Origin of the sequence: Pseudomonas sp. RA_15y_Pfl2_54, assembly GCF_963971015.1 — a bacterium.
Lineage (GTDB): Bacteria > Pseudomonadota > Gammaproteobacteria > Pseudomonadales > Pseudomonadaceae > Aquipseudomonas > Aquipseudomonas baetica_A.
In genome coordinates this window covers 74,592-95,409 of sequence record NZ_CAXAPN010000025.1, presented here as the reverse complement: position 1 = coordinate 95,409, position 20,818 = coordinate 74,592, and the positions used below count along the sequence as shown (strand labels likewise).

Annotated in this window: 3 protein-coding genes; 1 reads left to right on the top strand and 2 read right to left on the bottom strand. The window is 59.8% G+C overall.

The genetic code is table 11. The features are described from left to right. Window positions 1–197 precede the first annotated feature (197 nt). Window positions 198–12,698: a filamentous haemagglutinin family protein gene (locus AACY50_RS18630; protein WP_339538976.1), complete on the top strand. Its 12,501-nt coding sequence runs from the start codon at window positions 198–200 to the stop codon at window positions 12,696–12,698. 374 nt (window positions 12,699–13,072) lie between these two features. On the opposite strand, the gene AACY50_RS18625 is transcribed toward AACY50_RS18630, so the two are convergent. Both AACY50_RS18625 and AACY50_RS18620 read right to left on the bottom strand, forming a co-directional pair. Further along, entirely contained in the window at window positions 13,073–16,591 is a 3,519-nt protein-coding gene (locus AACY50_RS18625) for a hypothetical protein (protein ID WP_339538975.1), read from the bottom strand. Between the two features lie 223 nt (window positions 16,592–16,814). Next, window positions 16,815–20,756, bottom strand: a complete 3,942-nt coding sequence (locus AACY50_RS18620) for an Ig-like domain-containing protein (protein WP_339538974.1) — start codon at window positions 20,754–20,756, stop codon at window positions 16,815–16,817. Window positions 20,757–20,818 lie beyond the last annotated feature (62 nt).

The window sequence follows — 20,818 nt, the reverse complement described above, 5'->3', positions numbered from 1 at the left end:
AGCTGGCGTAATCGAAATGGCGGCAACCTTCGGGTTGCCGCCATTTTTTTGCTCGAATACACCCCGAACATGAAGTTTGTGTGACATCCGTTCGGTCGTGACTCTCGCCAACGGCCTATGTCGTAACAGCAGGTTTTTGCACGCCTGCGGCCTTGCGTGGCAACCCAAGTGTGGCAATCAAAAAGGATCTCGTAGTGATGCTCGCTCGCCCATCCCGTCGTCGTACCAACGTTCAGTCCTTCAAGCGTGATGCCGTGGACCCGGCGCTGTGGCTGCTCAAGCCGTTGGCGCAAGCGGTGGCGTTGTGTCTGGTGGCGGGCAGCGCGCACGCGCAGACGGCCTTCAGTTCGAGCTGGTTCGCTGCCAAGGGCGCCGCGCAGCAAGCCGCGGCAGCGCGGCCGAGCGTCGGTGGTTTGCCGGGGATGACGCCGCCATTGGCTCAGCAACAGAGGGCCAATCAGCAGTTGCAGCGGTCGATCCAGACCTTGAACAACACCGTTGCCGCGATTGCAGCACAGCAAGCGGCGCAGGCGGCCGGGCGCGCAACGGCGCTGGGTTCGGTGCAGTTTGTCCCGGACGGTCTGGGCGAGGGCGGTTTGAAGGTCGATAACAGCCTTGCGCAAGGTTGGCAGAACGCCAAGGGGCCGCAACAGACCCTGGCCGACGGCAAGACCACGGTGAAGATCGAGCAGACCGCCGACAAGGCGATTCTCAACTGGGAAACTTTCAACGTCGGTCGTAACACCTCGGTCGAGTTCGCCCAACAAGCGAACTGGGCAGTGCTCAACCGCGTCAATGATCCTAACGCACGCGCCAGCCAGATCCAGGGTCAGATCAAGGGTGACGGCACGGTGATGCTGATCAACCGCAACGGCATCGTCTTCAGTGGCAGCAGCCAGGTCAACGTGCGCAACCTGGTGGCGGCGGCAGCGAATATCACCGATATCCAGTTCCGTGATCGTGGCCTGTACTTCGACAGCACCGGCACAGCGCCGACCTTCACTGATGCCGCCGGCAAGGTGCTGGTGGAGCGCGGCGCCTCCATCGCGACGCATAAACCTGTGGCCTCCACCGATGCCGGGGGGTACGCGTTACTGCTCGGCAACGAAGTGCAGAACGACGGCAGCATTAGCACCATCAAGGGCCAGACGGTATTAGCGGCCGGTGACCGTTTCTACATCCGTAAAGGTTCGGGCACCGAAGGCAATGCGCTGTCCACCACCTTCGGTAACGAAGTCATTCCGGGCTTCAAGGCCGGGGCTGTGGCGGGCAAAGTCACTAACAATGGGTTGATTCAATCCGCCACCGGCGACATCACCCTGACCGGTCATGAAGTGGTGCAGAACGGCGTGTTGCTCGCCAGCACTTCAGTGGCGACACGCGGCACGATTCACCTGACGAACCCGATCACCGACACCAGCGGTAGCGTCACGCTGGGGCAGGGCAGTGCCACGGCGATCATGCTCGACAGCAGTGAACTCACGGCCCTCGACAGTCAGCGCGACGCGGCCCTGACCGCCGTCAGCGCCAACAACCGGATTCGTGGCGATCAGTCGCGCATCGAAATCCAGAGTGGCGCCAGCGTCGAGTTCCAGAACGGCTCGATCACCCTGGCCACTGGTGGTCAGGTTGCGGTCAATGCCCAGCGCCGCAGTCTGGTGCGTGACGGCGCGATGATCGATGTGTCCGGTGCTCTTGGCGTCAAAGTGGCGATGGAAAACAACAACATCAAGATCAATGTGCAGGGCAACGAGCAGCGCGATGCCTCGGTCAACCGTGAGAAAGGTGCGCTCAACAGCAATGACATCTGGGTCGATGTGCGCGAGCTGGTCTACGTGCCGGCCGGCACCAACGGCTATGCCACGGATCGTTGGTACACGGCGGGCGGTTTGCTTGAAGTCGGCGGCTACTTAGGCACTCAGGGCCACCGCGTTGGCGAGTGGATGGCGCAGGGCGGCACGGTGAGTTTTGCCGGCAACGATGTGGTCACTGAAAAGGGCTCGCTGATCAACCTGTCCGGCGGCACCCTGGATGTGCAGAGCGGGCAGATCCGCCAGAGCTGGTTGCGTGGCGCGGATGGGCGCTTGTATGAAGTTTCCCGTGCTCCGGGGGATCTGCTCTATACCGGGCTGTACAAAGGTTATGAAGACAACAGCGAGCGCTGGGGCCAGACGAGCTACTTCTACAATCCGCTGATTGCGCCGCGCGCACGTTTCGAGTCGGGGTACACCGTGGGGCGTGGTGCCGGGCAACTGGTGATCGCCACCGCCAACGCCGTGCTCGAGGGGCAGATGATTGGCCAGGTGTATCAGGGCGAGCGGCAGAATCAGGCGCCGAAACCGTTGCTTGATGGCTACGAACAAAGCCAGACGGCGCTGGCACGTCGTGCGCAATTGATTGTCGGCAGTTATGACCCGGCGTATGTGGCGGCGGCGAGTGGATTGCTCTACACGCTCAATCCGTTGCTGGATCAGGTGCAGATTGGCGGCGAGCGTCCGGTGGCCGGCAGTGATCTGGATCTGGCCGGCGCGGTATCCGATTCGCGCAAGGGCAAGCTGTTTCTGGATAACGGTCAACTCAATGGTTTTCGCCTCGGCGCGCTCAAGGTTTCGGCCAAGGATCAAGTCGCCGTGGATGGCGCGCTCGCGGTCGATGCCGGTGGCGACATCACCCTGTATGCCCCGGATGTGCAAATGGGCGCCGACCTGACGGCTCGCGGTGGCAGTGTGCGGCTGGGTAACGTGCTCAATCAGTTCAACGGCTCGACAACCACCGACACGCAACTCACGGCGAAACCCGGCAACGCGGCACAGGTAGTGGTTGCCGAAGGCGTGCGACTGGATACTCGCGGTGTGTGGAGCAACCTGCGCACCAATCCGGATGATGGCGCGAGCCTGGCGTATCTCAACGGGGGGCTGGTGTCGATTCGCAGCAGTGGCGATATCGATATCGACGCCGGCAGTCTGCTCGATGTGTCTTCTGGCGGCGCGCTGCTCGCCAACGGCAAGACCCGGGGCGGCAAGGGCGGTGATTTGACGCTGGAATCCAGCGCCATTAGCGCACCGGGCCAATCGCATTTGAACCTTGCTGGCGAAGTGCGTGGCTACGGTGTGACGGGCGGCGGCACCCTGACCGTGCAGGCTAACAAGCTACTCATCGGGCAGGCTGACAAGGTGCTGGCCGACAACACCCTGCAGTTGTCCGCCGACCTGTTCAACAAGGGCTTCAGCGCTTACAACCTGATCGGTCTGAGCGGGCTCGACGTTGCCGAAGACACGGCGATTGACGTGAGCATGCCGGTGTACCGCTTTGCCGAAGCCGCGCCGGATCAGGTCAGCGGTGTTGATCCGCAATCGGCACTGGAACTGTGGACGCCAATGCTCTTCCAGGAAAACCCGATCAAGGGAGTGCTGACCCAACGTGCCGGAGCCAGCCTGACATTGCAGGGCGGGGCCAGTCTGGTCGGTCTGATCGACGCGGCCAACAGTGCGTTGACGCTTGGCCGTGGTTCGCGCGTCAGCGTCGATCCGGGGCAGAGCATCAAGCTGCGCGGTGCCGGGCAGATCACGGTTGAAGGTGAGCTCAATGCCTGGGGCGGCACGGTTGATATCCGCCAGCAACAGTTCGGCTCGATCAAACCGGATACGTCGATTCAATTGGCCGATCCGACTGCGCATAACCGTTCTATCTGGATCGGCGAGCAGGCGGTGCTGGATGTCGCTGGACGCGCCAACACCGCGCTCGATGCCTTGGGTCGAACCTACGGGCAGGTCGGCAAGGGTGGCAGCATCATCATCGGCGGTGAAATCGATTCGAAACGCGCGACTGCCACGGCTGCCGACGCCTACGTGATTGTGCGTCCGGGCGCGCGGCTTGATGCCTCTGGCACCGAGGCGATTCTGGATGTCGCCGGTCAGGGGCCAACCCGCGTTGCGACAGATGGCGGTCGCGTCAGCCTGGGTTCCTACAACGGCCTGTTCATTGATGGTCACTTGCGTGCGGCGGCGGGCGGTGTCGGCGCTGCCGGCGGTCGTCTGGACATCGCCCTTGAGACGCCGCTTTACGCTGACTCGGCAAGCAATGCGGTGCGGGCGCCGAGGGAGATCATCATCGGCCAAGGCGCAGGTGAGGAATCGCTGGCCGTCAATCTGCGACCGGGCCAGGGCGCCGAAGGCTTGCGCTATGGCCAGGCTCGTCTGAGTGCCGACGGCTTGATGGCGGGCGGTTTCGATAACCTGGGGCTGTTGAGCAACGGCCTGCTGTCGTTTGACGGCGACGTCAATCTGCACATGAACCAGAGCCTCAATCTGTACGCCGCAGCGTTGTCGCTGGCCGAAACGTCCAGGGAAACGACACGTGTCGACTTGAGCGCTCCGTACTTGCGTTTGTCCGGTGTGGGCAGCTACTTCGCGGGCGTTAACAGGATCCGGCCGCGGTTGACCAATAACCCGACGGCTCAACTGTCGGACGCGACATTCAATGCGTCGGCAGACTTGCTGGACGTGGGTAATGGCCTTTCCGTCGGCACGCAGGGTTCGATTCTGCAACTCAATGCCCCGGCTGTTGAGTACAGCCGCCGGGCGTTCGGTGTGGTGTCACTTGACAGCCGTGGCGACCTGCGTTTCCTCGCGCCAAACGATGGTGCCGAGAAAACCCGGCTGTGGACGCCGGGTGACTTGAATCTTGGTGCTGCGCAGATCTATCCGGGCACTGGCGTCCAGGCTGAAGTGCGGGTCGGTTATCAGGGCGCCGTTGCGGAATCCGACCACACCCTGCGCATCAGCGGCCACGGCGCGGCGCCCGCTGAGGTGCCGTACTCGGTTTTCGGCAATCTGAGCTTTTCCGCTGCGTACATCGAGCAGGGCGGTGTTGTGCGGGCACCGTTGGGCAAGATTGTCCTGGGCGACGATTTGCTGACTACCAGCCACGAGGTACGCCTGCTTTCTGGCAGTACAACGTCGGTGAGCGGTGCCGGTCTGGTCATGCCCTACGGCGGCACTACCGACGGCATCGATTATCTCTACAACGGCAAATCCGTGGTGTTGAACGGCATCACTGGCGAAAAAAACGGTGTGGCAATCGGTGGGCAATACGTTGATGTGCAGAGCGGTGCCCTGATTGATCTGTCCGGTGGTGGCGATCTTCGCGGCGCTGGTTTCATCTCCGGGCGCGGCGGTTCTACCGATGCGCGTTTCAATCCGCTGGTGCGCAATGCCACCGACGGCACTTTCAGCTTGCCGGGGCTGACGAGCAACCCGGTCTATGCCATCGTTCCGGGCAATCAGAGCCGCTATGCGCCAGTGCTGGCGGAAGCGGGCGCGGTCGATCCGCGCGTGGGCCAGCAAATCACCATTGGCGCCGGTGTCCCGGGGTTGGCGGCGGGAACTTACACGCTGTTGCCATCCACCTTTGCCTTGTTGCCGGGGGCGTTCCGGGTCGAAGTCAACGGTCAGGCAACACCGACTGCGACGACGGCGGCGCTGCAACTGCGCAATGGTTCGTGGACCAGCAGCGGGCAGATGTCGATTGCCAATACCGGCCTGCGCGACAGCCTGGCCAGTCAGGTCATCCTGACGTCGGCGGACGTGCTGCGCCGTTACTCGCAGTACAACGAAACCGGGCTTACCCCATTCATCCGCAATGATGCCGCCAGGCGCGGGCTGCCCCGTGCATTGGCGCCTATGGACGGCAAGACCCTGGATCTGCGTTTGAGTACCGGTGGTCAGCAAGACATTGCTTTGCAGTTCAACGGGCGCGCGCTGTTCAACCCCGCCGAGGGTGGGTTGACCGGGACGGCGGTGGTGCGCGGTGGTTATGCCGGCAGTGACCTGGAAATCCTCGGAACCGGGCAGGCGCCGACCGCGCACGTCGCTGGTGTGTCGTTGTATGCCGACACGCTGAATAACCTCAACGCCGGGCGTTTGACCCTCGGTGCAATGCCGGACGTTGTGTACAACACGTCAGGCAATATCATCAGCTTCCTCGGCACCACCGCCAATATCGTGTTGCGTGAGGGGGCCGTCCTTTCTGCGCCGGAAGTCTTGCTGCGCACCACCTTGACCACTGGCGGTATTACGGTCGAGGCGGGTGCCGGGATCAACACGCTCGGTCGCGGCAACGTACCTTACGATTCAACGGCGGGCTTCATATATCAGCCGGGGGCATCAAGCCTGTTGCTCGTGTCGAACGGCTGGACCCACGTGCTGGCGCCACAAGCGGGCTCAAATCTGAGTGGTGCCGGCAGTATCCGAATTGGCACCTGTGCGGCTGATTCATGCAGTAATCCGGCGCTGCTTTATTCGAACGGCAGCATCACCGCTGCCACGGATAACCAGTTTGAGCTCGGTGAAGCCGTGCGCTTCGGCACGCGTCATCTGGCGTTGTCGGTCGGTTCGGTGAATGCCGGCAGTGCCGAGGCGCTGGCGGCGGCAGGCAATCGCGTACCGGCAGGTTTGACCCTCAACCAGAATGTGCTTGATCGACTGTTGCGCGGCGATACCCAATTTGGCGCTCCGGCACTGGAAACCTTGAGCCTGACTACCCGCGATGCTTTCAATTTCTACGGCAGTGTAAGCCTCGATACGCTTGATCCGCAGACCGGCCAAAGCAAACTGCAGAACCTGGTGCTCATCACTCCGGCGATCTACGGTCTGGGCGATGCCAACGATGTGGCGACCATCCGCACCGCCAACCTGGTCTGGAACGGCGCCACCCAAACACCCGGCAGCGTCATCACTGGCGGCGCCGGCACGGGCAGCGGCACGCTGGATATCCAGGCGCAACGCATCGAACTGGGTTACGGCCCGATGCCACAGCCCAGCGGCCTGGATCAGAACAATCGTCTGGCGCTGGGTTTTGCCAACGTCAACCTGACGGCCAGCGAACGCATCACCGCCAACCACAAGGGCAGTCTGGCGGTGTATCAGGAGCAGGGCGCTTACGACCCGGTCAAGGGCTACAGCTACAGCGGCGGCAATCTGAACCTGCGCACGCCGCTGCTCACCGGTGAAGCAGCATCGGTCAGTTTGCTCAAGGCCGGCAACAGCCTGACGCTCAGCAGTGGCGGGGCTTATGGGATGGCGGATGCCTTGGGTGCGGAACTCAACCTTGAGGCTCGCAACATCGTTCTCGATAGCCGTATCGCCTTGGCCAGCGGCAAACTGACCGTGAAGTCCGAAGATGATTTAAGCCTTGGCAACGCCGCCGTGCTGGATCTGACCGGGCGTACCTTGCCGTTCAACGATGTCAGCAAGTACAGCTGGGGCGGTGACATATCGCTGTACAGCGCCAACGGCAATATTCGTCAGGCGGCGGGCTCGCGAATCGATCTGTCGGCGAAGAACAACCAGGCCGGCAATCTCAGCGTCGTCGCGTTGGCCGAGGCGGCCGGTATGGTCGATCTGCAAGGCGAGATCCTTGGTGGCAGCAGCGGTTACTACGACGCCGGGGGCACGTTGGTGCCGTACAAGGCCGGCGGCGTTGACATTCGCGCGCAGCGTCTGGGGGGGGATGCCACTGAACAGTTCGCCGCGCTCAACCAGCGTTTGAATGCCGGGCAGGTCTTCGGCAGCCGCAGCTTGCAGCTCAAGCAAGGCAACCTGCTCATCGGCGACGGCCTCAAGGCTGGCGAGGTCAATGTCTCGGTGGACAATGGCAGTCTGACGGTGGCCGGTCTGATCGACGCCAGCGGCGAGCGTGTCGGCAGTATTCGTCTGTCGGCGAAAAACGCTCTGACCCTGACCGGCAATAGCGTGCTCGATGCCCATGGTCGTGTGCTGCGGGTCGACAGCTACGGCAAGATCATCGATGCGCCGAACCGGGCGACGGTCGAGCTCAATTCCGGTGATGGTCTGCTCACCCTGGCTTCTGGTGCGCGGATCGATCTGCGTCACGGCACTGATGTGGTACCAGGCATTCTCGCGGGGCAAAACGATGGAATGCTGCGTGGCACGCTGGAGCTGAACGCGCCGCGGCTGGGCAGCAATGACATCGCCATTGATGCCAGTGGTGCGTTGACCATTCAGGGCGCACGTTCCATCGGTCTCAATGGCGTGCGTCGCTACACCGATGCTCGCGATGGCACCGATCAGGCCGTCACTGGCCGCCCGTATCAAGTGATCGATCAGGCCATGCTCGATCGCATTCACGGTGACAGCAACAACTTCATCAACGCCGCTCTGGGCAACAATGATCTGTTGCAACGCAAACTCGCCGGGCTGAACAACGCCACCTATGCCGATGCGTTCCATCTGCGCCCGGGCGTAGAGATTGCCAGCAAGACTGCCGACGGCGACCTGGTGGTGGAGGGTGATCTGGACTTGTCTGGCTATCGCTACGCGAGCCTCAATCCGCATACGCGACTGGACCCGTCGGTTTACGGCTCGGGTGAGGCCGGCAGTCTGGTCATCCGCGCCGGCGGCAACCTCGATATTTACGGCAGCATCAACGACGGCTTTGCGCCGCCACCGCAAACCCAGGATGACGCCGGTTGGAAGCTGATCACCGGTGTGCAGCCGTTCGGTGGCGATCTTATCGTGCCGGGCACTGGCGTTTCACTGGCCGAAGGCACGCAGTTTCCGGTGGGGGCCGTGCTTAATTACGACGTGATGATTCAAGGCGCGGTATTGGCCAGCGGCACCTTGCTGCCGACTCAAGCGGTATTGGCCCAGGCCTATACCTTTGGCGCTGGCACCGTGCTGGCGGCGGCGATTCATGACGGCAATGGCAATCTGTTGTTTGCCGCCGGCACCTTGCTCTCCGAGAGTGTGACGTTGCCGGCGTCAACGCGCCTGGGGGCGGGGATTCGCCTGAACGACGCCACGTCGCTGCAAGCTATGACCTGGCCAAAAGGCGTGCCGCTGCCGGCCGTATACGATGTGGATGTGGGAACCGTTTCCGGGGTGAAATTGAGCGGTTCACTGGCATTGCTGCGCGGGTCACTCATCCCGTCCATGACGGACGTGAAGTTGGCTGATGGGACAACGATTATCGAATTGCGGTCGTTCAACGGCACCCAGCAGGGCAAGAACTGGGCGGTGGCGAGCATGCTGCCTGCAGGCACTGCCTCGTGGTCGATGCGTGTGGTGGCCGGCGCTGATCTTGACGCGGCGGATAATCGCACGGTCCAGCCGTTGACCAGCGGAGGTCATCTGCGGCTGGCGGACACTCACTATGGTGCGACGATTACGCAGGGCGTAGCGAAACTGGTCTGGGCCGTAGACAATCAGTATGGCTTCCCGCCCTACGAACCCATCCCCGACGAGTATCTGATTCTTTGTGAAATCGGCCCAAGCGATTGTGCGCCGATGGCGCGTTGGGTCTGGGCGCCGGGTAGCGGCATGGGCGCTGATTACGAGCCGGTTCCTGATGATTATCTGATCCTCTGCGAACTGCAGCCGGACCTGTGTCTGGAAAACAACCCGCAAAAATCCGCCAAGGTGCACACCCAGATGTTCAGCGTGCTGCGAACCGGCACGGGCGATCTCGACTTGATGGCGGCCGGCAATCTGAGTATGGATTCGCCTTTCGGCGTGTACACCGCAGGGACGCAGTCGGCCAATGTCGACCCGCTCTACAACCAGATGCGCGGGCACCTGTCCGATACAAACTCGGTTTTAGGCAGCACGGGAGCCGATTACGAAAAATGGGTCAACGGCGGCACTGACAGCCTCTATCAGGCCTGGTATCCGCAACTGGGCGGTAACCTCAGCATCAATGCCGGTGGCTCGATCTCCGGCGATTCGGTGGGGCGTAAAGAGCAGAAGTCGGGCGGTACTCGTGAGCAGATAGCCAGTGTTGCCGTTGGCAACTGGCTGTGGCGTCAAGGCACGGGGAATGCCGATGTTCCAACGGCCTGGTGGATCAATTTCGGCAGCTACATCACTCAACCGATACCCGACAGCAATATGAGTACCGAGCCGTACCTGGTGGGTTTCACCGGCTTTGGTACGTTGGGTGGCGGCAACATCAGTCTGCGCGCCGGGGCCGATGCGGGCATGTTGAAGCCGCTGGGAGACGCGACGAGTTACCTGCGCAGCCAGGGGCTCAACGTTGCAGTCGGCAGCACCGGCAGGGTCGGCAGCGATGGCCGCGTGCAAATGACGGGTGGCGGTGACATGGATATCCGCATTGGCGGCCAGCTCAACCCGTCACTGCAGGCCCGGGCTGGCGATACCGGCGGGGCGCGGCCGTTTCACGACCTGCAAGGTGCGTTGGTCAACCTGCGCGGCGCGGTGCAATTGACTGGCGGCGCCTTGGGCGGTATCGATCTGCAGTACGGCGCCGCGTCACGTTCGCATGACATCAGGGAAACCCGCGCGCTTGACCCGTTTACATCAACTACAAGCACAGCCTCTGGTGGTCTGGTATTGATCCCCGGTGACTCGGGGATGAGCCTCAGCACCCGTGGCGATCTGGTGCTGGGCGGAGCAAGCGACCCGGGACGCGTCAGCCTGCAGAACGCTACCCCGGTCTTCGACGCCAATGGTGACATCCAGAGAGGCGGGATCCTCAGTGGGTTTTCATTGTGGACCGAGCACACCGCCATCGACTTGTTTTCGGCCGGGGGAAACCTTACGCCTTCTACCCAAATGGCAGAGTTTAATGAGTTCAACAACTTCAGTTTACCGCTGGGGCGAAACACATCGCCTACAGACGGTCGATTCGTCTATCCGTCGATTTTGCGCGCAGTGGCGGGTCAGGGATCGATTTATGCCGGGCCTTCAGCATCGGTAAAAAGGAACGATTTCCCGCTGTCCGCCTACTCATTGCTCTTGGCGCCGTCGACAGCTGGCCAGCTGGAAATGCTGGCGGGCGATTCCATCTACGCCGGCGGCTATGCGATCAATCAGTCCGGAGCGAGTCCAGCGTCCATTGCCACGCCGTTCAATCCGGCGTTCAACCGCTTTGACAACAACGCGCAAGTCAGCCCCGTCGCCACCAATTACAGCAGTGACGGCGTCGCATCGGACGGCAACTTGCGTTATCCGTTGTTCGCATTTGGCCCCAACACGTATTCGGGTCTCAGCGGAGTGCAGGGGCCCGCACGCTTCTATGCATTAACTGGCGATCTGGTGGGCGTACGCAACGGCGAAACTCTGAATTTCACTACGTCCAAACGTACTTGGTATGAGGCGGCGGGGCCGGTGTGGATGATTGCCGGTCGCGACATCGTGGCGTCCGGGACCAATCTGGGCCAGCCCACTCAAGTCCAGTCGGATGAAATGGGTGTCGGGCGAGAGCTCATCACCTCCGCTGGCAACCTGTTCATCCACAATAATCCGCGAGACGTTTCACGGGTTTCGGCAGGTCGCGACATCCTCTATAGCAGTTTCGATATCGCCGGGCCGGGTGTTCTGGATATCAACGCCGGACGCAACATTCTCATGGAAAACCGTGCCAGCATCACCAGCCTCGGGTCGTTGGTGGCGGGGGATAATCGTGCGGGTGCCAGTGTGGTGCTGCAGGCCGGCGCGGGGGCGCAAGGCCCGGATTATGCGCAGTTCATCGCGCGCTATCTGAGCCGGCAGAATCTCGCCAATCCGGAAAGGTCCCTTACCGGGCAACCGGGCAAAGTGGTCAAGACCTACCTTGACGAACTGCAGAGCTGGCTGACCCTCGGCTACGGCTTCAGTGGCAACGCCGAACAGGCGCAAGCGTTCTACGCCGCGCTGCCAAGTGCCCAGCAGGCGATTTTCGCGCGGCAGGTGTACTTCGCCGAACTGCGTGCCGGCGGCCTGGAGTACAACGATGTCGACGGCCCGCGTCAGGGCAGTTATTTGCGCGGTCGCAACGCCATCGCGGCGCTGTTCCCGACTACCGACGTGGCCGGCAATCCGATCCGTTACGACGGCGACATCACGATGTATGGCGGAGCAGGGGTCAAGACCCTGTTCGGCGGCGACATTCAGATGCTCACCCCGGGCGGTGGTCAGGTGTTCGGCATCGAAGGCGCGGTGCCGCCATCGACGGCGGGGATCATCACTCAGGGTTCAGGCAATATTCAGCTCTACTCCCAGGGCAGTATTCTGCTGGGCCAGAGCCGGATCATGACCACGTTCGGCGGGTCGATCCTCGGCTGGTCGGCCGAGGGCGACATCAACGCCGGTCGTGGTTCGAAAACCACCGTGGTCTACACGCCGCCAAAACGCATTTACGACACCTGGGGCAACGTGAGCCTGTCGCCATCGGTACCGAGTACCGGCGCCGGTATCGCCACGCTCAACCCGATTGCCGAAGTGGTGCCGGGCGATATCGACCTGATCGCGCCGCTGGGCACCATCGATGCGGGCGAGGCGGGGATTCGGGTGTCGGGCAACGTCAACATCGCTGCGCTGACGGTGGTCAACGCCGCCAACATTTCGGTTCAGGGCAAGGCGACGGGGGGGCCGGTGGTATCGGCGGTGAATACCGGGGCGATCACTTCGGCCAGCTCCGCCGCATCATCTGCCACGCAAGCGGCAGAAGACGTCGCCCGTCAGCAGCAGGCAGCGTCGCGGCAGAACCAGGCCTCGGTGTTCACCGTGCAGGTGCTGAGCTTCGGCAACGAACAGCTCGCGCCTTCTCGCGATGGCGCGAGCCGTGCATCGGCGCCGGGTTACAACCCGAACAGCCCGGTGCAGGTGTTGGGTGCCGGGGCGCTGGATGAACAGGCGAAGCAGCAGTTGACCGAGGAGGAACGTGGGCAACTGACGTTGTAAAAGACTCTCGTGCAGTACGTTTGGGCGGCCGGTGGGTCGCCCTTTTTTTGCATGCCTTATTCCATTCTGTACAGCGGACAGCGTACGTCCAGGGCAGCAGTCGCTGATTCGTCATTGACCGACCCACAATTGAACCCGCACCCAAGGCGCGCAAGCCGGCGGATTCTGGCTTGGCTGTAGGCAAAGGCGCAAGGATTTGTAGCCTCGAAGGCGTGCCTGAAGGTGTCTTTTAAACACCTGAGTTTAAAGGTCCATTTGCGCTGACTTCACTGGCCCCTTCGCGAGCAAGCTCGCACACATTTGCAATGCATTTCCCTGTGGGCGAGCTTGCTCGCGAAAGGGCCATCCCGGTCAGCAGAAAAATCTCGATCAAGCTAGTTTTTGCAAGTTATTTTTTTGATCCAAATCTGTACATGTCCGTAGGGAGGCTTCGTAGATGCTAGTTGCACTATCTCAAAGCCGCTATATGACTGTTCTCCAGGCATTGTGTACTCACGTATAACGTATTCGCCTGCATCGCTGAGTATTGATTGAGTATGAAATACACCTTGTGGTCCTATAAAATTAAAATAGCCAATGACTTCGGTAGCAGGGTCCATAACTTTATAGCTTTTTAGTACTACTGTTATCGTTTTTCGAGATTTGTTTTTCAAGTCAAAAATTGCTTTGTGTTGGCCTACTTGATTATTAATAAATGTATTCTGAATTAGTAACTCTTTGGCGTTGTTGGCGTACATGGTAGGATTTCCGCTAATAACTCTGTAAGTGATGGTGGCATTTCCTATGTCACGGGTTTCGCCATTTGAAAAGGCGCCTGCTCCGAACTGGTCGATAACAATATCTTCTTTTGTCACAGTCAGGTCATACGGAGGCTGTGATTCCTGCCCGGTGCCATACAGTCCTTTGACGGTGAAACTATGCGGGCCTAGTTCCAGGTCGGAAACGGTGTGTGTCCACACACCGGTTAATACATCGGCTTCTGCTTGCCCTTCCGAATGCTTGCCATCAAAAACTTCGACCTTCTGCCCCAAAGCAGCAGCCCCTTTCAGCTTTACTGCGGTCTCTACTGTATTTTCGCCGTTGCCGATGTCGGCGCCACTCGGGGAGCCTTTGATTGACGTTAATGTCGGTGCCATGTCGTCTGTCACCGTCAGCGTTCTGGCTGCGGACACGAGGCTCGGTTGCTCCAGATCTCTGGCCGTAAAACTGTGTTTGGCTTTACTCAGGTCTGAAACGGACAGACGCCAGATGCCGGTTACTCCATCGGCGGGCTCTTTACCTTTGATATCCGTACCGTCGAGCACTTCAACGTCTCGCCCGGCTGCGGCAACGCCGCTCAAGATGACGGCCGTTTCCACGGTGAAGCCATTCTCGGGGATCTCGTTGTCGCTCAGCGAGCCTTTGACGGACGATAACGTCGGCGCCCTGAGGGCTTCCACCGTCAGGAGTCGCACATTGGAATAGGTCGATGTGGGGTGATAAAGGGATTTGGCATACAACCGGCGCGCGCCGACTACAACCGTGATCGTGCATTGCCACAGGCCTGTGATCGTATCCGCGGTCGCGGTTCCCTTGAGCACTGCGCCTGAACCGCTGCCATCGTAAACCTCGACATCCTGACCCTTGCTGGCGGTGCCTTTGAGTGTCAGCGATGTACTGAAGGTGGTTTTACCCTCCGGCACTTCGTTGTTGCGGTCGTCCAGCACGTTGCTCAGCGTCGGCACAATGACGGCCGTGACGGTGAGGGTGTAGGCAGCGGAGGCAGGTTCGGCACCATACTTTCCTGTCGCGGTAAAACTGTGTTTCGTCACAGTCAGCCCCGACACGGTGCATGTCCAGATTCCAGAGACCGGATCGGCCGTGACCTCATCAACGACGGTGGCGCCATTGCGTATTTCAACGTTCTTGCCCTTGGCGCCCGTGCCGCTCAGCACCACGCTGGTTTCAACGGTGGTGCCACCCTCGACAATGTCCTTGCCGCTTGGCGAGCCCTTGACCGAGTCGATGGTCGGCGGATCGAGTGCCACCGGCTCGCCGATGACAAACTCCAGCACATTCGAATAACTGGTCGTGTTGCTCGCCGCCCGGAAGATTTCGTAGTGCACCTGCACTTTTTTCCCGCGATTAGGTTCGATGTGCTGGGCCACAAACGCCGCGTTCAGCGGGAAAGCCACGTCCCTGTCCTTGGACAGTGCATTGAGTTTTTTAAAGTCGGTAACAGGCTCATTGCCTTCAACGATCCAGAAATACTTCACGATATCGTTGGCCTCGCTCGGAACAGCCACCGGCCGTGGCGCGGTGATTTTGCTGACACCACCGGGCAGGTCTTTGGGGTCCAGCACGCCATCCTTTTCCCCCTGCACGATGGGTTTCACCAGTTCGCGTTGCGCTTCGCCAATGTTCAACAGCGAGGCGTTCAGGGACGCGCGACGGGTGATGGTGCCGTCTTCATCGGTCAGCAGGTTGTACCACAGACGCAGCGTGCCGCCCTCGATGGTTTTGCCGTGTTCGCCGGCGACGGTGACGATGAACCCTTCGGGGGCATTGGCCTCGTCTTCGCTGGGGGAATACCAGTCCAGGTCCGGGTCGTAGGTGGTCAGGTCGGGCCGGGTGCCGAACCATTTCAGTTCGATCGCGTTCTCCGGGGTGATCAGTGGATCGGGGGGAATGCAGATGCGGTATTCGGGCGCGTCGGGGTCGAGCGCGCCACTGATCTGGTCGATTGCGATGGGCGCGGCCAGGCGTGTCGGTTCACCGATAACGCTGTAGGCGCGGGACTTGGATATGGAATTGTCGACCACGGTGCCGCCGCGGCGTACATGATAGGAGTACACCACCGTGCGTTTGGCCAAGGTACGCAGGGTGCTGTTCTTGTGCGCGATCGAGACCCGCACTGGCGGCGTGCTTTCAATACGCTGGATCACCACTTCGCTGATCTCTTTACCTTCGTCGTCGGTACCGAAGACGCTGAGGTAGATCTCGTCGTACTTTTTGAAGATGTTCACGTCCTCCGCCCAGACTTCCACCAGCGGCGGTTCGTCCCCCAGCACCTCCAGATCGACGATGAGACCGTCGGCGTGTTTGAGGATGGGCGCACCCAGGCGCAAGCCCTGGGTGTCGACGACAATACGCACGGCCTCGCACCAGTCTTCGGACTCGTTGTACACGCGGTCGCGGATCTTGTAGCTGACCGACACGCCGTCGGAGTCTCCGGCTGAGAGGATGGTGGCCTGGTCGGCCAGCACCACGATGGGATTACCCTCCGGATCGTCGATTTGTTCCTGGGTGACGGGCTCGGACTCCACGGTTTTCCCGGCCCAGGCCAGGATGAGCACGTCACCGACGGCGCAGTTCAGGTAGAGCCAGCCATCGCCGGGCTTGGGTTTTGCGTAGATCAGCACGCCTGCCTCGGCGGTGGCCTTGTCGACACCGTCGCGCACCACATCCGGCGGATCGAAGGCCATGGTCAGTTCGGAGTGGCCATAGTCGGGATTAATATCCTGGCCACCGGGCAGTTCGAGTTTGACGAAGAGCTTGATCATCGGTCCTGGCTCGGGCCTCTGCCCGAAACGCGTGATCTGGTAAGACAGCTCCCAGTCGCCGCTGGGCAAGCGCGGCGGCTCGATGAACAGAGTGACGTGCTTGTCCACCTCGATGTCTTCGGTGATGGTCTTTTGCGCGACCATGGTGGTGCCCAGGTACACCTTGCAGTTATCGCTCTTGCTCATGTCGTTCCAGGCGGGAATCTGGACTTTCAACCCCTTGTCGGGGTAGTTGAGTCGTGCGGCGGCGAGGTTGATGCCCCTGGAGCCGTCATCCAGCATCCGGCCGCCGGGGATTTCCGGATCGAGCAAGGCCAGGACGGAGATTGGTTTGCGCGGTTGGACGAGCATCGCGGGGCACTCCTGCCGAAGGTGGGGCGATGGAGTGATTAGGGGATAAAACCGGGGAATGCGCACCTGTCAGGTCTGACAGGTGTACGTTGAATTCAGACGAACGGTATCGTTGCTTTTCAGTTCGTGACCGGAAATCCATTCTCTGACGTAGAGAACGGATTTCACGGTTTGACATCAAGCAGGGCAATCGCGATTTTAATAGCGTATTTCACTCCGCGAGTCAGCGAATCCCGACAATATTCGAGGCATGCCCGAATTCTTTCGCGTCGCCATAGCCGCCCCAAACCAGATACTTGGTTCTTCTACTTTTGAATGGCCACCAATCGCTGCCCCTATCGGTAGACCAATAATGGTGATTTCCCATGGGCCATGATGCGCCATACGCGGCGTGTATTTCGTTCAATTCCCCCATGCTGGGAATACGTGCCCCAACTGCGGCGACGTTCCTGTTGGCCATGTTCCAGCCACCATTCCCACCGCCAAAACAGAGAATGACGTTCGTCACTGTTACGGTAAAGCTTTTGGATTGCTGGGCAGTGTCTGTGGCCGTGATAGTCGCTGTGCCTCTCCCCCTGGCGGTGACAAAACCTCTGGAATCAACTGCTGCCACCGCTGAGTTGCTGGTGCTGTAAGTGATGGTTCCTGTTCCCCCGGTGGCTGATCGCAATATCGAGTTACCTGAATTCGGAGTGGGGAACAGGTTAGGGTAGCCCGCACAAATATAGGTCTTGCCACCCAATGTGACCGGATTTTCGTTGAAGCTCATTGGATGGATTCTGCGAAATGTTCGCGTTGTGGAGATCTGCTCGGTACTCAATGCTTTGGCGTACACCGAATGTTCACCAAGGGCGATTGCAAAGGGGGTCGTCCAGATTCCTTTGGCATCGGCGGACACGATGATATGTGTGGCTGCACCCAAATCATAAATCTGCACTTGATACAAAGGCGTGACCCCGCCCGTCAAAACAACCGACGTATCGACAGTAGGTCCCCCGTTACTCAACTCGCCTCCCGAGTGCCTTACCGATGTCAGCGTCACGGCCTTGTGGGGGGTGACCGTAAAGTTGTGGGCGGGGGATTCCAGTTGTTCACCATAAAGGGCTCGTACCTTGATGGCGTAGGATTTCAGGGCCAGCGTCGATAGTTTTGTCGAGCCGTTGCCCTCACCATCCAGAGTGACAGGGTCGCCGATGGGAGCGTTTTCGTCATAAAGCTGCACACGCTGGTCGGGATCTGCCATTACGGCAACGGTGATTTCTCTGTCGTAAGTTATGCCGTTGTGCGCGACCGATCCTTTGGAGTCATTGACTGCCGTGATACTGGGTTTGGTGGCAATGCCGATGGTAAATGTGCGTGGATTGCCGTCCGGTACATCGGCGTCGTACAAGGCTTTCACGGTAATGGTTTGCAGGCCTTCGACGAGGCCGTCTGCAGGAGATTCCCACTCCCACAGATCCGTGGCTTGCGGTGTGCCTTTGGGAACACCATTGACCCTGATCTCGACCTTTTCACCGCGCGTCGCCGTGCCATGGATCGTCACGCGCTTGTCGTAGGTCAACCCGGCTTCGGGAATTTCCTGGCCTTGCGGATTGAGGATTCTGGTGATGGCCGGGGTCACGTAGTCGTAACGTGTGCGGATAGTCAGCGGCAGGGCAGGGAACTCGATTGCAGCGGTCTCTTCCGTGCTGTTGTCGAAAATCACTTTGCATTTCACCACGGCGGGAGAACTGTGCCGCAATTTCAGGATTTCACTTCTGAGCAAGGGTTCGTCGAGGCCTCCAGCCACTTGCTGGTCACTGATTTGATGATCTCTCAGTACATCGATCCGGTAGCTGCCGGTGCTGGTTTCGCCCTCGACATAGAGCCACGTGCGCTGGCCCTTGGCAATAAATGGCCATACGTTCACCAGCACCCTCGCATCGCCGACAAACTCCATCAAGTCCAGAACCGCCTTGTCTGCCTGAGGTACATGCGGAGTGGGCAGATCGTTTTCCGGATCCTGGAAGTCGAGGATGTCCAGCGGCAGCGCTTCGGAGGGCGTCCACAAGCCATAGCGCTGTACGTCATAGTTGACGTCAACCGAGCGCCGAATGTTGGCACCCACAAACGAGGAGGGCAGGTGAAAGGTGACGATGCCGGAAGGTTCAGCGGGTTGTTCCAGGTCCTCCGAAGTGCCGGCCCCGGGCGTCCCCCGCCATTTCAGAGCGAGGGTGTCGAGTGCTTCGTCCATGCTGAGATAACTGCACTCGATATCGACACCGTTGAGCGCATCCATCGGGTTCAGCGAACCGTTGGGTGCTTGTAAAACGGTAGGCGCAGGCAAAAGCCCCACGGGGATGCCAACCATCACCTCGAAGGGCGCCGAATAGCTGTACTTTCCCGTCGCGGCATGCAGCAGGGTGTAACGGACAGTGACCGTATAGCCGATATTGGCCGAGACGTATTTGACATCCACCCGAAAGCGCGCGTTCTTGTCGATCGACAACTCAGTGATGGGTCTGCTGCCTTTGGTTGAGCTGAAGGCGGAGAGTCCGATCCAGTGATACGTCAGCGTGTCGCCCTTCATCCAATTGACCGGTTTGACCAGCACATGAGCCTGGGTATAAACCAGCGTCGGGTCGATCACGCCATCTTTTGCTTCTTCTACATCGGGGGCCGGCAGAGTGGCGGGAACTGCGCGCACCTCGACCCGCAGAAAGTCAGACTCACTGAGTCCATAGTCGGCAGGATCATCGTTGTACACCCGGTAATAGAGTTTGAGGCTGCCGTTGTTCAACGGGAGAATGTGCTCGTTCATCACATAGATGTACGTAAAGCCTGCCTGCTCATCATTATTGCTGACGTCATACGCTTCCTCATACTCATAGGCGCTGCCATCTGGTTTCTTGCCTTCCCAGATCACGTTGATTGAGTCGCCGACTTTAAGGCTCGGATAAGCAAGTCTGACGGTCGCTGTTTTGCTGTCGGCGGGCAAAATGGCACCGATAACCTCTTCGATAATCGGCGCCGGCAACAGCGCCGGGTTGCCGATCACTTTGACGAAGGTGCGTTTGGAGTAGAGCTTCGAGCCATCGCTTTTTTTGTGCAGTACATAGGAGCCATCAAGCGTCCCGGTGGCGAAGAGACTGACAAATGCGAAAGGGATCGGGAACTCGAGAATGTAGGGCAGCTTGCCGACGGTGACTTCTTCGGTCAGCGTGCGAGGCGCTGTTCCGGTGCCCCCGACACCGGCGACATTGATTATTATCGTGTCGCCCGTGGTGAATTCTTTATTGATTTCGAGGCGGATCAGCAGATTGGTCGCCTGATGGTCCAGTTGGTCGAGATGGAGCTCGCGATCATCGGCATCTTCGAAAATGGCCGGATCCAGGCGAGCGGCACCGGCATCCACCTGAACCGTAGTCTCCTTCGACCATTTCTCGCACCAGTTCCAGACCTCATCATGGATTTCGTACCTGATCGGCAACGAATTGCCATCGCCGGCGGTCAGGATGTCACCGGGCGACGCGGTGATGACAATTTCTTGCGTGCCTTCGACCTCGGCTTCTGTTACTACGTGGGGGGGCAGAGGAACACTGCCCCAGCGCACCCAGATGACATCGCGCACCGTCATCTCTCGATAGCGCTTGATGGTCATGGGCACGCCCTTGCTCGACCATTCTTTGCTGACACCATTGTCGATGACATCCTGCGGCAACCCGACAATGTCGAGGTGTGAGTGCCAGGGAAGATGCTGCTCCTCATCCTTGCCGGCGGGCAAATTCAATTTGACCAACAGCGTCAATACGGGGGAGGGATTATCCGGCAGCGGTTCGCCTGAACGGGTCACCTGGCAATAACACTCGGAGTAGCCGGGGGCGATTTCAGTGGTCGGGAGAAAGAAGAACAATCTTTTACCGACATCTTCGGGCTTTATTTTCAGTTCGAAGATGACGTTGTCGTTCCAGAAAACCTCGATTTCATCGCCAGCCCCCATCCCGGGGTAAGGGTCGATAATACTGAATATGCCGGCCTCGGAATTTTCGAACGTTGCCAGGTTGATACCGCCGTCGCCATTCGCAACCGGCTGAGTCATGTCAGCGATGTACACCGGATAGATTTGCAACGGTGTGACGGATAAATCTCTTCGCGGGGGAAGCCGAAATAATCTGAAAGAAGTCATGAGCAACGCCGCCTGAAAGGGAAAAACGAGTGATTCCCTTTTAGTCCCATTGATTGTTCATT

Coding starts and splice junctions, on each gene's coding strand:
- AACY50_RS18630 (WP_339538976.1), top strand. CDS start 198: ATGCTCGCTCGCCCATCCCGTCGTCGTACCAACGTTCAGTCCTTCAAG.
- AACY50_RS18625 (WP_339538975.1), bottom strand. CDS start 16,591: ATGCTCGTCCAACCGCGCAAACCAATCTCCGTCCTGGCCTTGCTCGAT.
- AACY50_RS18620 (WP_339538974.1), bottom strand. CDS start 20,756: ATGACTTCTTTCAGATTATTTCGGCTTCCCCCGCGAAGAGATTTATCC.